This is a genomic window from Streptomyces sp. NPDC030840 (assembly GCF_055572015.1).
Genome location: NZ_JBVIEE010000001.1, coordinates 816650 through 831286, shown reverse-complemented (window position 1 = coordinate 831286; position 14637 = coordinate 816650). Strand labels below are relative to the sequence as shown.

Genomic DNA, 14637 nt, shown 5'->3' with positions numbered 1-14637 from the left:
CTCCCCCGTGGCCGCTGGTCGGCCTGGTGAAAATGGTGGCCGGTAATAGTACGTAGAGACCCATGTCGTGGGTTCCCCCAGGGCATGAAGTTCAGGTAACTCGGACGTATCGAACGTTCGCTGTTCGCCGGCCGGGTGATCGCCACCCCCGCGTTGTCGTGACCAGGACCGAGAAGGCAGGATGATCCGCATGACGCACGCGATGCTGAAGGGGTCGAACGTCCCGCTGGAAGCCACGGCGGTGCGCGCCGTGCTGCGCTGGACGCCCGGGCAGGGTGTCCCGGATGTCGACGCCTCGGCGCTGCTCCTCGGCCCCGACGGGCGCGTACGGTCCGACGAGGACTTCGTCTTCTACAACCAGCCCCGCCACCCCTCGGGCAAGGTCTGGCGGCTCGGCAAGAAGCGCGTCGCCGAGGGCCTCACGGACACCATCCAGACGGATCTGGCGGGTGTCGAGTCCGCCGTCGGACAGATTCTGCTGGTCGCCTCCGCCGACGACGTCCCCTTCGAGCACGTACGGTCCCTGCGCATCCTGCTGTACGACGCCACGGTCGCCGACGCGGAACCGCTGGCATACTTCGACGTCAAGCCGGAGACCGGCGAGGAGACGGCCCTGATCTGCGGCGAGCTCTACCGGCGCGGCGGGGCCTGGAAGTTCCGCGCGCTCGGCGAGGGCTACACCAACGGCCTGCAGGGCCTCGCGACCGACTTCGGCATCTCGGTGGACGAGTCGGAGGCCGCGGCACCGGAGGTCTCCGCCCCTCTCCCGCCCGAGCAGCCCACCTCGGCGGTCCCGCAGCAGCCCGGCTACGGCTACCCTCCCGCCGCCCCGACACAGCAGCAGACCCAGCCCGCGTACGGCTACCCCCACCCCCGACAGGAACCGGCGACCACGGCCGCCCCACAGGCGTACTACCTCCAGCCCCCCGCCGCGCCCCTGCCGGACCCGGACTTCACGCTGCCGCCTCAGGGCCCGCAGTTCATCGGCCGGTAGGGGGCGCCCGGTCAGGGGCGCGGGGCTGTGTCGATATGCGGCTCCGCCGCGTGGGCGCGACAAGCCACACACAACCCGCACCCGCCAACCGACCCAAGCACCCGAGCTCATGGGCGAACCGGCCGAGCCCAGCGGCAGCGCTACCGCTCGACCTTGGACTTGTACCCCCGCCCCCACTGCAAGCCCCACCCGTACAACCGGTCGAGCTCCGCCTGGAACCCGTACACGAACTTCACCTCACGCCGGACGACGATCTCCCCCTTCACGTTCTCGATCATCACCACGGCACACGACCGGGCCTGAGGATGCCGCTCGTCGAGGCTGATCTCGATCCGCGGCCCATTGCTCGGATACAGCGTGACCACCGCGTGCGTCCGGTCGAACGCCGGTGTCTGGTCGTAGATGTACACGAAGACCAGAAGCCGCTTGATGTCGTCGCGGTGATCGAGATTGACGTAGATCGTCTCCCCGGACCCCGACCCGAACCGGTCGTCCCCGCTGCACTTCACGTACGGCGCCGCGTTGGTGTCACCGAAGAAGCCGCCCAGCGGCTGGACCACTCCCTTGGACCCGTCCTTGAGCTCGTACAGCACGCCGAGGTCGAGGTCCACGTTGACCATGCTCTGGCTGTGCGCCTTGACCTCGTCGGGCTTGAGGGCCTGGAAGGGGTGGCGCAGCAGACTCTGCCGCTTGGGACCGCCGATGTCGGACGTGCGCATCTGCCAGGACAGGTTGATGCGCAGATTGCCGGTCGCCGCGCCCTGTTTGGTGAGCGAGACCGTCCGGTGCCGTTTGGTCAGTTCGATGGAGTTGCTCGCCGCGCTGCCCGAGTCGAACTGCGTGCGGCCGCTCAGCAGACCGTCGAAGAAGCCCATTCCCGCCCTCACCCTGCCGTGTCCTGCGTCACCGTCGTCGGTGCGTCACCTGTGGTCGTGCGTCACCGTGGTCGTGCGTCAACCGCCGCGGGGCGGCCGCTTGAGGACTCGTCCTCGAACAGCCGCCCCGCACAGAGCGTTCCTCACCCGGAGGGATGTCACACCCCGGAACCGGTCACACCGAGACCTCGGCCTTGTCGCCCGAGGAGTCGGCCTTTCCCTCCGCGGCCGCCAGTGCCCGGTTGCGGCGGACGGAGGACCAGAAGGACCAGCCGATCAGGACCACGCCGATGAGGCCGGTGATGATCTCGTTGATCTCGTACTGGATGGTGACGAGCAGGATCACGGCGAGGGCGCCGATCGCGTAGTGCGCGCCGTGCTCCAGGTACACGTAGTCGTCGAGGGTGCCCTGGCGGACCAGGTAGACCGTGAGCGACCGGACGTACATGGCGCCGATGCCGAGGCCGAGCGCCATGAGGACGATGTCGTTGGTGATGGCGAAGGCGCCGATGACGCCGTCGAAGGAGAAGGACGCGTCCAGGACCTCCAGGTAGAGGAACATGAAGAACGCGGCCTTGCCGGCCAGCTTGACGGCCGAGACCTGCTTGCCGCTGCGCTTGGCCTCTTCCTCCTCCTCGTGCTCGCGCTCCTCCTCTTCCTCGAGCTTGTTCTCGAAGAAGCTCGAGAGGCCGCCGACGATGAGGTAGGTGATCAAGCCCGCGAGGCCGGAGATCAGGACCGTCTGGGCCTTGTCGGCGTGGGTGCCGCCGTGCTGGTGGGCGTGGGTGGCGAAGGTCATCGAGGTGATCAGCAGGACGATCATCGCGATGCAGGCCGACAGCATGTCGATCTTGCCGAGCTTGGACAGCGGACGCTCCAGCCAGGCCAGCCACTTGATCTCCCGGTCCTCGAAGATGAAGTCGAGGAAGATCATCAGCAGGAACATGCCACCGAAGGCGGCGATCGACGGGTGGGCGTCGGTCACGTACTGCTGGTACTGGTCCTTGTCCGTAAGCGCCAGGTCGACGGCCTCGATCGGCCCCAGCTTGGCACTGATGGCGACGATCACGACGGGGAAGACCAGCCGCATGCCGAAGACGGCGATGAGGATGCCGATGGTGAGGAAGATCTTCTGCCAGAAGGCATTCATCTTCTTCAGGATCCCGGCGTTGACCACCGCGTTGTCGAAGGACAGCGAGATCTCCAGGACGGACAGGATCGCGACGATCCCGAACGCGGTCCATCCGTCGTAGAGGATCGCTGCGACCAAGCCGAGCGCGGTGACCGCGAACGACCAGCCGAAGGTTTTCAGAACCACTGGCTACCCAATCCTGTTAGTACGGGGTTCCCCCGCGCCACGCGCGGCTTTACGAAACTTTGAATCCGGAGTCTAGTCGGGCACCCCGCGTACCCCATCCGGCCCCTGCTTTAGCGCATATTGCGCTACGAGACGTTGACCCCGAAGTCGAGTGCGATGCCTCGCAGTCCCGATGCGTACCCCTGTCCCACCGCCCGGAACTTCCACTCGCCCCCGTACCGATAGACCTCGCCGAAGATCATCGCGGTCTCGGAGGAGGCGTCCTCGCTCAGGTCGTAGCGGGCGAGCTCCTGGCCGTCCCTCTGGTTGACGACCCGGATGAAGGCGTTGCTGACCTGCCCGAAGGACTGGCCGCGGTTGTCGGCGTCGTGGATGGAGACCGGGAAGACGATCTTGTCGCAGTGGGCCGGCACCTTCGACAGGTCGACCAGGATCGACTCGTCGTCGCCGTCGCCCTCACCGGTGAGGTTGTCCCCGGTGTGCTCCACCGAGCCGTCCGGGCTCTTGAGGTTGTTGTAGAAGACGAACCACTCGTCGCCCAGGACCCGGCCGGACTGGCACAGCAGGGCGCTGGCGTCCAGGTCGAAGTCGGCGCCCGTGGTGGTGCGGACGTCCCAGCCGAGCCCGATCATCACCTGTGTGAGGTTCGGCGCGGCCTTGGAGAGGGAGACATTGCCTCCCTTGGCGAGCGTGACGCCCATGGTGCTGGTCCTCCCCGTGTCGAGCTGTGTTGTGTTGTGGCGAGCGGTACGGGCGGTACGAACGGTACGCCCGCTCCGTGCGGGTGAGTGGGGGTGGGTGCCGATGTATGGGGTTGCCGCGGGTGGGAGCACGTCCGGCGCCGCACTCGATCAGGAGGTGCGGCGCCGGACGGGACGAGCCCCGTGCACACCTCGGGCGTGCACGGGGGGCTCGGACGATCACATGCGGATACGGCTCAGACGTTCACGCCGAAGTCCTGGGCGATACCGCGCAGGCCCGACGCGTACCCCTGGCCGATGGCGCGGAACTTCCACTCCGCTCCGTGGCGGTAGAGCTCACCGAAGACCATGGCGGTCTCCGTGGAGGCGTCCTCGCTCAGGTCGTAGCGGGCGATCTCGGCGCCGCCTGCCTGGTTCACGACGCGGATGAACGCGTTGCGCACCTGACCGAAGGACTGCTGGCGGTTGTCGGCGTCGTAGATGGAGACGGGGAAGACGATCTTCTCGATCTCGGCCGGCACCCCGGCCAGGTTGACCTTGATCTGCTCGTCGTCGCCCTCGCCCTCACCGGTGAGGTTGTCACCGGTGTGCTCGACCGAGCCGTCCGGGCTCTTGAGGTTGTTGAAGAACACGAAGTTCGCGTCGTTGCCGACCTTGCCCGAGGCGTCCAGCAGCAGGGCGCTGGCGTCCAGGTCGAAGTCGGTACCGGTCGTGGTGCGGACGTCCCACCCCAGACCGACGATGACCGCGGTCAGGCCCGGGGCCTCCTTGGTCAGCGATACGTTGCCGCCCTTGCTGAGGCTGACTCCCACGAGTCCTCCCATTGGTGTCCAGGGGCGGGGAGCCCCGTCGTGCGTTGCCATCGGATCAACGAGTCGATCCTAGTGAGGGGTTCCCGCCCGCCGCAGGCCCTGGGGGCCAAGAATCACAGGGTGTCGAGCGCCTTGACGTACTCGTTCAGGTCACGGGCGTCGGGCAGTCCGTTCACCACGGTCCAGCGCACGACTCCCTCCTTGTCGATGATGAACGTGCCGCGCACGGCGCAGCCCTTGTCCTCGTCGAAGACGCCGTACGCGCGGGAGGTCTCCCCGTGCGGCCAGAAGTCGGAGAGCAGCGGGTACTCCAGGTTCTCCTGCTCGGCGAAGACGCGCAGCGTGTGGATGGAGTCGTTGGAGACGGCGAGGAGCTGGACGTCGTCGTTGACGAACTTCGGGAGGTTGTCGCGCAGCTCGCACAGCTCGCCGGTGCAGACGCCGGTGAAGGCGAACGGGTAGAAGAGCAGCACCACGTTCTTCGCGCCGCGGAAGTCCGAGAGCTTCACGGTGGCGCCGTGGTTGTCCTTGAGCTCGAAGTCCGGGGCCTTGTCGCCGACCTGGATCGCCATGATGGTGTGCGTTTCCTTCCGTGGGCTGTTGGAAGCGGGCCCCCAGCCTACGCAGGGATCACGGTGCCCACGGAGGAGGTCGCCCCCGCCGCCCCTACCCGTCCCATCCTCGGGGGCTCCGCCCCATACCCCCGCGGGTGCCCGGGGTGGGTGGAGTGCGTGTGTGCGGGCGGGTGGGGGCTGGTCGCGCTCCGCGGCGGAGCCGCATATCGATACAGCCCCGCGCCCCTGACGGGGCGCGGCCCCCACCATCCAGCCCCTCCGGCGCTTGAGGAACGGGGTCCGGGGCGGAGCCCCGTGCGGGGTCGAAGGGGCGGAGCCCCTGGGGACGGGACGGGTACGGGGCGGCGGGGGCGAAAGAACGCCCTGCTCCACCGCCCCGTACCCGGCACACACAACGCGCCCCGAAGGACACTCACCTCTTGGTCTTGGCCGCCTTCGGGGTCGCCAGCCGACTCCCGCTCCAGTCCTTGCCGACGCTCACACTCTTGGTCGCCGACAGACCCGCCGTCGTCGCGGCTTCGGAGATGTCGCTCGGCTCCACGTAGCCGTCGCGCCCCGTCTTGGGCGTCAGCAGCAGGATCGACCCACCCTCCTCGATGTACGTGATGGCGTCCACCAGCACATCGGTCAGGTCGCCGTCCTCGTCGCGGAACCACAGCACCACGGCATCGGCCACGTCGTCATAGTCCTCGTCGACGAGCTCGCTGCCGATGACTTCCTCAATGGCCTCGCGGAGCTCCTGGTCGACGTCGTCGTCGTAGCCGATCTCCTGGACCACCTGCTCGGGCTGGAACCCCAGCCTCGCGGCAGGGTTCGTCCGCTCCTCCGCGTGGTCCGCGGTCGCGCTCACGGGTTGCCTCCTGATCATGTTCGGGTGGGGTCGCCCCCAGGGAAGTTCAGCCACGCGCGTACGCGAAGCGTTGGCCGTAGTCCACACGGGCGGGACGGATCGCGCAAGTACCCAGCCACCGAGACCGCCGAAACGGTGACGATCCTGGCCGTGTCGCCGCAACTCCAGGCATGGAATCACAAGAGAAGGGTGACACGCGCCACACCGTTCTGCCCGGTATGCGTATTCGGTAACCATCCGAGGGTACGAGAGGCGAATGCGCTTACGGAACACTCCACAGCCCGGGCGTATCGTTGCGTTTTGCTCGGGCCCGCCCCAAGCGCCCGTGCGAACGTCCTGGTTACCCCAGGGTAGAGGTGACGTTTGCGTTCCCGAGGTACACGATGGGGAACGGTGCAGGCACATAGAAGAGTGGCCCTCTGACAGCGAAGGAACAGCGTGGCTTCCGGATCCGATCGCAACCCGATCATCATTGGCGGCCTTCCGAGTCAGGTCCCTGACTTCGACCCCGAGGAGACCCAGGAGTGGCTCGACTCGCTCGACGCCGCCGTGGACGAGCGCGGCCGTGAGCGGGCGCGCTACCTGATGCTCCGGCTGATCGAGCGGGCCCGCGAGAAGCGCGTGGCCGTGCCCGAGATGCGCAGCACGGACTACGTCAACACCATCGCCACCAAGGACGAACCGTTCTTCCCCGGCAACGAGGAGATCGAGCGGAGAATTCTCAACGCCACGCGGTGGAACGCCGCCGTGATGGTGTCCCGGGCCCAGCGTCCGGGCATCGGCGTAGGTGGGCACATCGCCACCTTCGCGTCCTCCGCCTCGCTCTACGACGTGGGCTTCAACCACTTCTTCCGCGGCAAGGACCGCGGCGACGGCGGCGACCAGATCTTCTTCCAGGGGCACGCCTCCCCCGGCATCTACGCCCGCGCGTTCCTCCTGGACCGGCTCGGCGAGCAGCACCTCGACGCGTTCCGGCAGGAGAAGTCCAAGACGCCGTACGGGCTGTCGAGCTACCCGCACCCGCGGCTGATGCCCGACTTCTGGGAGTTCCCGACCGTGTCGATGGGCCTCGGGCCGATCGGTGCGATCTACCAGGCGCGGATGAACCGGTACCTGCAGGCGCGCGGGATCGCGGACACCTCGCAGTCCCACGTGTGGGCGTTCCTGGGCGACGGTGAGATGGACGAGCCCGAGTCGCTCGGCCAGCTGACCCTGGCCGCCCGCGAGGGCCTCGACAACCTGACCTTCGTGGTCAACTGCAACCTCCAGCGGCTCGACGGCCCGGTGCGCGGCAACGGCAAGGTCATCCAGGAGCTGGAATCGGTCTTCCGGGGCGCCGGCTGGAACGTGATCAAGCTGGTGTGGGACCGCTCGTGGGACCCGCTGCTGGCGCAGGACCGCGACGGTGTGCTGGTCAACAAGATGAACACCACGCCGGACGGCCAGTTCCAGACGTACGCCACCGAGACGGGCGCGTACATCCGGGACCACTTCTTCGGCGGCGACCACCGGCTGCGCGCGATGGTCGAGCACATGACCGACGACCAGATCCTGCACCTGGGCCGCGGCGGTCACGACCACCGGAAGATCTACGCGGCGTACGCGGCGGCCCGTGCCCACAAGGGCCAGCCGACGGTCATCCTCGCCAAGACGGTCAAGGGCTGGACGCTCGGCCCGAACTTCGAGGGCCGCAACGCGACGCACCAGATGAAGAAGCTGACGGTCGCCGACCTCAAGGGCTTCCGTGACCGGCTCCATCTGCCCATCTCGGACAAGGAGCTGGAGAGCGGTGTCCCGCCGTACTACCACCCGGGGCGGGACTCCGAGGAGATCCAGTACATGCACGACCGCCGCAAGGGTCTCGACGGGTACGTCCCGACCCGCCTCGTGCGGTCGAAGCCGCTCCAGCTGCCGGGCGACAAGACGTACGCGAGTGTGAAGAAGGGGTCGGGTCAGCAGTCGATCGCCACGACGATGGCGTTCGTCCGGCTGCTGAAGGACCTCATGCGGGACAAGGAGCTCGGCAAGCGGTTCGTGCTGATCGCGCCCGACGAGTACCGCACCTTCGGCATGGACTCGTTCTTCCCGAGCGCGAAGATTTACAACCCGCTCGGCCAGCAGTACGAGGCGGTGGACCGCGATCTACTCCTCGCCTACAAGGAGTCGCCGTCCGGCCAGATGCTGCACGACGGCATCTCGGAGGCGGGCTGCACCGCGTCGCTGATCGCCGCCGGTTCGTCGTACGCCACGCACGGCGAACCGCTGATCCCGGTGTACGTCTTCTACTCGATGTTCGGTTTCCAGCGCACCGGCGACCAGTTCTGGCAGATGGGCGACCAGCTGGCGCGCGGTTTCGTACTGGGCGCGACCGCCGGCCGTACGACCCTGACCGGCGAAGGTCTCCAGCACGCGGACGGCCACTCGCAGCTGCTCGCCTCCACCAACCCCGCGTGCGTCGCGTACGACCCGGCGTACGGGTTCGAGATCGCGCACATCGTGCAGGACGGTCTGCGCCGGATGTACGGCTCCTCCGAGGAGCACCCGCACGGCGAGGACGTCTTCTACTACCTGACCGTCTACAACGAGCCGATCCAGCACCCGGCCGAGCCGGCGGATGTGGACGTAGAGGGCATCCTCAAGGGCATCCACCGCTTCCGGACCGGCGAGGCGGGCACCATCCCGGCGCAGATCATCGCGTCGGGCGTCGCCGTGCCGTGGGCCCTGGAGGCGCAGGCGATCCTCGCCTCCGAGTGGAACGTGAAGGCGGACGTCTGGTCGGCGACCTCCTGGAACGAGCTGCGCCGCGAGGCCGTCGAGGTGGAGCGGCACAACCTGCTCCACCCCGAGGAGGAGCAGCTCGTTCCGTACGTGACGCGGAAGCTGACTGGCGCCGAGGGTCCGTTCGTGGCCGTGTCGGACTGGATGCGGTCGGTTCCGGACCAGATCGCGCGCTGGGTGCCGGGCACGTACCAGTCGCTGGGCGCGGACGGCTTCGGCTTCGCCGACACCCGGGGTGCGGCGCGGCGCTTCTTCCACATCGACGCGCAGTCGATCGTGGTCGCGGTGCTGACCGAGCTGGCGCGTGAGGGGAAGGTCGACCGGTCGGTGCTGAAGCAGGCGATCGACCGGTACCAGTTGCTGGACGTGTCGGCGGCCGACCCCGGCGCCGCCGGCGGAGACGCGTAGGCGCTCCGCTTGAGGCCGGTTTGTTGCGTGCGGGGCGTGGGGGCTGTTCGCGCAGTTCCCCGCGCCCCTTTCAGGGGCGCGCACCAATCCTTTACGTTCTCTACGATGCGGCCATGAAAGACCGACCTGCGCAAGTCCGTTGGGAACAGCGAACGCAACGGCCGCTGTTCGGGTTGGCCGTCGCGTTCGCCGTCGCCTATGCCGTCCCGATCGTGTGGCCCGAGGCGGGCCAGGACGTGGAGCGGCTGTGCACGGCCGTGGAATGGGCCGTGTGGGGCGCGTTCGCGCTCGACTACCTCATACGGCTGCTGCTGGCCGATGAGCGCGCGCGGTTCGTGCGGACGCACTGGCTCGACCTGTGCGCGGTCCTCCTGCCGCTGATCCAGCCGCTGAGACTGCTGCGGCTCGTGTCCACGTTGCTGCTCGTCGGGCAGCGGGCGCGGGTGGCCACGCAGATAAGGCTCACGACGTACGTCGGCGGCTCGGTGGTCGGGCTGCTGATGTTCGGCTCACTGGCGGTGCTGTCGGTGGAGCGCAACTCCCCGGACGGGAACATCAAGACGCTGGGCGACGCCGTGTGGTGGTCGTTCACGACGATGACGACGGTCGGGTACGGGGATCACGCGCCGACGACCGGGCTGGGGCGGATGCTCGCGGTGGGGCTGATGCTGTCCGGGATCGCGCTGCTCGGTGTGGTGACGGCGAACATCGCGGCGTGGTTCATTTCGCGGTTCGAGATGGATGACGTGGAGGAGCGGCGGCAGACGGCGGCGATCGCCGAGCTGACGGAGGAGGTTCGGGCGCTTCGGGCCGAGGTCGCCGCGTTGTCGCGTGCGCGGCCTGAGGCGTTGGAGAAGCAGCGCCGTTGACGGTGCGCTTGCGGGTGCGTCGTGGCTTGTCGCTCCCACGCGGCGGAGCCGCATATCGACACAGCCCCGCGCCCCTGAACGACGGGTCCCCTCGGCCGAAGGCCGAGGGGACCCGTCGTTCCTTCCCTCACTCCCCGCGGATCAGAAGAATCCGTTCGCGGGAGATGTGGTCCCGGCGAGCAGGATGATCGCCAGGAGCGTGTCGATGGCGCCCAGCACCACGGCGACGAGTGCCGGGACGGGGCGGGGTCCGGTCCAGCTGCGGCCCATCGCGAGCCAGCCGCAGACGATCGCGGCGGGACCGAGGACGATCCCGAGAGTGAAGAAGCCCGCGACCGCGCAGACGAGCCCGATGATTCCCAGCGTCGCGCGATCCGGCCCGGTCCGTGACCACGTCCGGCCACGTGAGCGGGGGTGCCTGCGCGTTCCGTGCCCGAAGCCCGCCATCATCAACTCCCTGAACCTTGTCGTCAGTTCGGGTCGATGCGGCGGGTACCCCCCGTTTCGTAGCTTGAACCTGCCCGCGCGCTGCCCCCCTCCGGCAGCGCGCCGCAGGACCGGTCCGGCCCCCACGTCGTGCGGAGAACCTGACTAACTGTGACCTGCGGCGCGCGTGTGGTGCGAGGGATCTTGAGGCCGGTCACCCGGACAGGCGAACCGGCCCCGGACCGAGGGGTCTAGATATGGCCTACCCCGGCGCCCGCCTCCGCGTTCTCCCCTCGCTTGGTGAGCAGGGCCACCAGGACGGCGACCACCGCGACGCCGGAGGCCACGAGACTGGCGAGGCCCATGCCGGACATGAACGTGTCGTGCGCGACCTCGGTGATCTTCGCGGCGATCGCCTCGGGCGTGCCCTTGGCGACGGGGGGCATGCCGACCTGGACGGCCTCGGAGGCCTGGTCGAGCTGGGTGCCGGTGAGCGGCGGGAGGCCCGCCTCCTTCCAGTTGCCCGGCAGGTCGCTGTCCACCTTGGAGGCCATCACGGCACCCAGGACCGCCGTGCCGAGGCTGCCGCCGATCTGCATCGCGGCCTGCTGGAGGCCGCCCGCGACACCGGAGAGCTCCATCGGCGCGTTGCCCACGATGACCTCGGTGGCGCCCACCATGACCGGGGCGAGGCCGAGTCCGAGGAGCGCGAACCAGAGCGACATCGCGGCGCTGCCGGTGTCCGTCTCCAGCGTGGACATGCCGTACATGGCGATGGCGGTGGCCGCCATGCCGCCGGCGAGCGGGACGCGCGGGCCCAGCTTGGTGATCATCGCGCCCGCGAGCGGGGAGCCGACGATCATCATGCCGGTGAGCGGGAGAAGGTGCAGACCGGCGTCGATGGGGCTCATTCCGTGCACGTTCTGGAGGTAGAACGTGACGAAGAACAGCCCGCCCATGAACGCGATGGCCATGAGGACCATCAGGACGACGCCCGCGGAGAGCGGGACCGAGCGGAACAGCGCCAGGGGGATCAGCGGCTCCTTCACCTTCGTCTCCCAGAGGGCGAAGAGCGCGAAACCGAGCACGGAGGCGCCGATGAAGGTCCACGTCATACCGTCGCCCCAGCCCCAGTCGGGGGCCTTGATGAGCGCCCACACCAGGCAGAACATGGCGGCCGACAGCAGGGCGATGCCCAGGATGTCGAAGGAGCGCGGCGCGTTCTCCGCGCGGTGGTCGAGCAGCATCCAGACGCCGAGGACGACGGCGAGGACGCCTACGGGCACGTTGATGAAGAAGACCGACTGCCAGTTGACGTGCTCGACCAGCACACCGCCGAGGATCGGGCCGCCGGCCGTGGAGGCGCCGATGACCATGCCCCAGATGCCGATCGCCATGTTCAGCTTCTCGGCCGGGAACGTGGCCCGCAGCAGGCCGAGCGCGGCCGGCATGAGCAGCGCGCCGAACAGGCCCTGGAGGACGCGGAAGGTGACGACCATGGCGATGGAGCTGGACAGGCCGATGACCCCGGAGGCGAGCGCGAAGCCCACCACGCCGATGAGGAACGTCTGACGGTGCCCGAAGCGGTCGCCGAGCTTGCCCGCGGTGATCAGGGTGACCGCGAGGGCGAGGAAGTAGCCGTTGGTGATCCACTGGACGTCGGCGATGCTGGCGTTCAGGTCCTTCTGGATCGCCGGGTTGGCGATGGCCACGATGGTGCCGTCGAGGGCCACCATCATGACCCCCACGGCCACGGTGATGAGAGTGAACCAGGGATGGCCGCGCAGCCCCGTGGAGGGCCGCTGGTCCGACGGCGCGACAGGGATCCCGTCCCCCGGCCCCGTCGTGTCGATGGTGGTCTGACTAGTCATGCGCCCGAGGCTAATGACAGTCACTGACAATTGACAAACTGGTTCACAAGTCGGTAACTGTCACGTCACTCACGGATAGGCTGAGCTCGGCGAACGGCCACCTGAGCCGGCCGGACAGCGCGCCGGCCGGACCGTCGAGAAGAAGAGGGCTCATGGACACGGCGACCCCTCCGGGACTGCGCGAACGCAAGAAGCAGCGCACCCGGGACGCCTTGCTGCGTGCCGCCCTGGAGCTGTTCACCACCCAGGGGTACGAGGACACGACCGTCGACGAGATCGCCGAGGCCGTCGGCGTCTCGCAGCGCACCTTCTTCCGCTACTTCGCGGGCAAGGAGGACGCGGCGTTCGCCGTCCAGGAGATCACCCACGCGCGGTTCGTCGCGGCCGTACGCGAACGACCCCTCGACGAGGCCCCGTTGGAGGCGCTGCGCAACGCCGTGCTGGAGGGCTGGGACACCATCGGCGAGGCCGTCGAGCAGGTCGTGCCGATCGACCTCTACCTGCGCATGTGCCGGCTGACCGAGTCCACGCCCGCGCTCCTCGCCGCCCACCTGCGCCGCAACGACGAGGTGGCCGAGGAGGTGGCGCGGGTCATCGCCGAACGCGAGGGACTCGACGTGGACACCGACCCGCGGCCGCGCGTGGCGGTGGCCCTCTTCGCCGGTGTGATCAGGGTCATGGAGCGGCTCTGGGGAACGGATGGAAGCCTCGGCATGCCCGAGCTGCGCGCGCTGACCGCCACGTATCTCGACGCGGTGGGGCCGGTGTTGGCGGGGAAGTGGCGTACGGGGTGAAAAGCGGGGGCGACACGCGGATGAACGCGAGAGGTATGTGAAACGCCTGCGCGCGAAACGTGATCCCGCTCACTCGGTTAACGCGAGACCCTTCCGTTCTCCTAGTGTGTCCTTTCAGTGACTTCCTTCGACACCTCTCCCCAACTCAACGTCTGGCGCGCACTCCTCGCGCTGGCCGTCGTGTTCGTGATGCTGGCGACGACCGGCTGGACCGCGATCCGCGGCCACCGGGGCTCGTCCCCGCTGCAGGCCTCGCTCTCCGCGTGGAACCACGGGCACATCGACGGCCGCGCGCTGCCGGACGCCGACTCCTCCCCAGGTCGGCTCGCCCACTTCTTCGCCTCGCTCACCGAACGGCAGCGCACCCGCCTCGCCGACCGCTACCCGCTCGCGGTCGGCAACATGAACGGCGCGCCCGTGGAGGTGCGGTACAGAGCGAACCGCGTCGCACTGGAAGAGCAACGCGACATCGAGCTCGAACGCATGCACGACAAGCGGCTCTCCGACGTCGGCCAGTACGACGCGGGCCGCCGTATGCACCGCTTCGAGGACCTGATGGAGCCGGGGCGGCGGATCCTCGCCTTCGACCCCGAGGGCTCGGGCCGGGTCGCCGAGGTCTTCGGTGACCTCCCCGAGGCCGAGCGCGTCTCGGTGGTCGTGCCCGGCGTCGACACCGACGTGCTCACGTTCCAGCGCACCAACCGCAGGTACTCGGCTCCCGCCGGCATGGCGAGCGCCCTGTACACGGCCGAGCGCGCGGCCGACCCCACGACCCGTACGGCGGTGATCGCCTGGGCCGACTACACCTCGCCCAGCGGGCTCGGCATGGAGGCGGCCACCGCGCTGCGCGCCCAGCAGGGAGCCGTCCGGCTCAACGCGCTGGTGCGGGCACTGCCCGGCAAGTCGTCCGTCGCGCTGTACTGCCACAGCTACGGGTCGGTGCTGTGCGGGGTCGCCGCACGCCAGTTGCCCGCCCGGGTCTCCGACATCGCGGTGGCGGGCAGCCCCGGCATGCGCGCCGACAAGGCGTCCCAGCTGCACACCTCGGCCCGGGTCTGGGCGACCCGGGACGCCGACGACTGGATCCAGGACGTGCCCTACCTGGAGGTCGGCGGCCTCGGCCACGGCGCCGACCCGGTGTCCTCGGCGTTCGGGGCGCGGGTACTGTCGGCGGACGGTGCGAAGGGTCACGCGGGCTACTTCGAGCCCGGCACCGAGAGCCTGCGCAACTTCGCCGAGATCGGTGTTGGCGCGTATGACGCGGTGCACTGCGCGGACCAGAAACACAAGGAAAACGCGTGTCAGGAGGGTTTGTCCGCCGCCGTGGCGGCCTGACGCGCGTAGAGGACGAAGGAATCACCGCCTG

The 14637-nt window shown here is 68.7% G+C and carries 13 protein-coding genes; 5 read left to right on the top strand and 8 right to left on the bottom strand.

All coding sequences use genetic code 11. The features are described 5' to 3' along the window. Positions 1-190: 190 nt before the first annotated feature. On the top strand, positions 191-994 hold the full coding sequence (locus ACZ49J_RS03505) for a TerD family protein (RefSeq protein WP_467447594.1): 804 nt from the start codon (positions 191-193) through the stop codon (positions 992-994). 140 nt (positions 995-1134) lie between these two features. Here the strand turns inward: ACZ49J_RS03505 and ACZ49J_RS03500 are convergent, their stop codons facing one another. From ACZ49J_RS03500 to ACZ49J_RS03475, 6 genes are all read right to left on the bottom strand, one after another. After that, complete coding sequence (locus tag ACZ49J_RS03500; protein WP_467447705.1) at positions 1135-1869, bottom strand: TerD family protein; 735 nt, start codon at positions 1867-1869, stop codon at positions 1135-1137. A gap of 175 nt (positions 1870-2044) precedes the next feature. Next, positions 2045-3187, bottom strand: coding sequence for a DUF475 domain-containing protein (locus ACZ49J_RS03495; protein ID WP_467447592.1), 1143 nt, complete (start codon positions 3185-3187; stop codon positions 2045-2047). 125 nt (positions 3188-3312) lie between these two features. Continuing rightward, positions 3313-3888, bottom strand: coding sequence for a TerD family protein (locus ACZ49J_RS03490; RefSeq protein ID WP_467447591.1), 576 nt, complete (start codon positions 3886-3888; stop codon positions 3313-3315). A gap of 236 nt (positions 3889-4124) precedes the next feature. Beyond that, complete coding sequence (locus tag ACZ49J_RS03485) at positions 4125-4700, bottom strand: TerD family protein (RefSeq protein WP_467447590.1); 576 nt, start codon at positions 4698-4700, stop codon at positions 4125-4127. 113 nt (positions 4701-4813) lie between these two features. Next, positions 4814-5272, bottom strand: a complete 459-nt coding sequence (locus ACZ49J_RS03480; RefSeq protein WP_467447589.1) for a peroxiredoxin — start codon at positions 5270-5272, stop codon at positions 4814-4816. Between the two features lie 415 nt (positions 5273-5687). After that, positions 5688-6125 carry a DUF3052 domain-containing protein gene (locus ACZ49J_RS03475; RefSeq protein WP_467447588.1) on the bottom strand — a complete coding sequence of 146 codons (438 nt, stop codon included), beginning with the start codon at positions 6123-6125 and terminating at the stop codon, positions 5688-5690. Positions 6126-6563: 438 nt separating this feature from the next. Here ACZ49J_RS03475 and aceE point away from each other — a divergent pair, with 438 nt between their 5' ends. Both aceE and ACZ49J_RS03465 read left to right on the top strand, forming a co-directional pair. After that, positions 6564-9311: a pyruvate dehydrogenase (acetyl-transferring), homodimeric type gene (aceE, locus tag ACZ49J_RS03470; protein ID WP_467447587.1), complete on the top strand. Its 2748-nt coding sequence runs from the start codon at positions 6564-6566 to the stop codon at positions 9309-9311. Positions 9312-9424: 113 nt separating this feature from the next. Further along, positions 9425-10180 (top strand): potassium channel family protein, encoded by a 756-nt coding sequence (locus tag ACZ49J_RS03465; protein WP_467447586.1) that lies wholly within the window; start codon positions 9425-9427, stop codon positions 10178-10180. Between the two features lie 141 nt (positions 10181-10321). Here ACZ49J_RS03465 and ACZ49J_RS03460 read toward each other — a convergent pair whose 3' ends face one another. Both ACZ49J_RS03460 and ACZ49J_RS03455 read right to left on the bottom strand, forming a co-directional pair. Next, complete coding sequence (locus tag ACZ49J_RS03460) at positions 10322-10630, bottom strand: small hydrophobic protein (RefSeq protein WP_467447585.1); 309 nt, start codon at positions 10628-10630, stop codon at positions 10322-10324. Positions 10631-10857: 227 nt separating this feature from the next. Then, a complete protein-coding gene (locus ACZ49J_RS03455; protein WP_467447584.1) occupies positions 10858-12477 on the bottom strand; it encodes an MFS transporter in 1620 nt (539 codons plus the stop codon). Between the two features lie 152 nt (positions 12478-12629). On the opposite strand from ACZ49J_RS03455, the gene ACZ49J_RS03450 reads away from it, so the two are divergent. Continuing rightward, complete coding sequence (locus tag ACZ49J_RS03450) at positions 12630-13271, top strand: TetR family transcriptional regulator (RefSeq protein WP_467447583.1); 642 nt, start codon at positions 12630-12632, stop codon at positions 13269-13271. Positions 13272-13388: 117 nt separating this feature from the next. Further along, the gene (locus ACZ49J_RS03445) at positions 13389-14606 is read left to right on the top strand and encodes an alpha/beta hydrolase (RefSeq protein WP_467447582.1); all 1218 of its coding nucleotides are present in this window, start codon (positions 13389-13391) and stop codon (positions 14604-14606) included. The last annotated feature ends 31 nt before the right edge of the window (positions 14607-14637 follow it).

Coding starts and splice junctions, on each gene's coding strand:
- ACZ49J_RS03505 (WP_467447594.1), top strand. CDS start 191: ATGACGCACGCGATGCTGAAGGGGTCGAACGTCCCGCTGGAAGCCACG.
- ACZ49J_RS03500 (WP_467447705.1), bottom strand. CDS start 1,869: ATGGGCTTCTTCGACGGTCTGCTGAGCGGCCGCACGCAGTTCGACTCG.
- ACZ49J_RS03490 (WP_467447591.1), bottom strand. CDS start 3,888: ATGGGCGTCACGCTCGCCAAGGGAGGCAATGTCTCCCTCTCCAAGGCC.
- ACZ49J_RS03480 (WP_467447589.1), bottom strand. CDS start 5,272: ATGGCGATCCAGGTCGGCGACAAGGCCCCGGACTTCGAGCTCAAGGAC.
- ACZ49J_RS03465 (WP_467447586.1), top strand. CDS start 9,425: ATGAAAGACCGACCTGCGCAAGTCCGTTGGGAACAGCGAACGCAACGG.
- ACZ49J_RS03460 (WP_467447585.1), bottom strand. CDS start 10,630: ATGATGGCGGGCTTCGGGCACGGAACGCGCAGGCACCCCCGCTCACGT.
- ACZ49J_RS03455 (WP_467447584.1), bottom strand. CDS start 12,477: ATGACTAGTCAGACCACCATCGACACGACGGGGCCGGGGGACGGGATC.
- ACZ49J_RS03450 (WP_467447583.1), top strand. CDS start 12,630: ATGGACACGGCGACCCCTCCGGGACTGCGCGAACGCAAGAAGCAGCGC.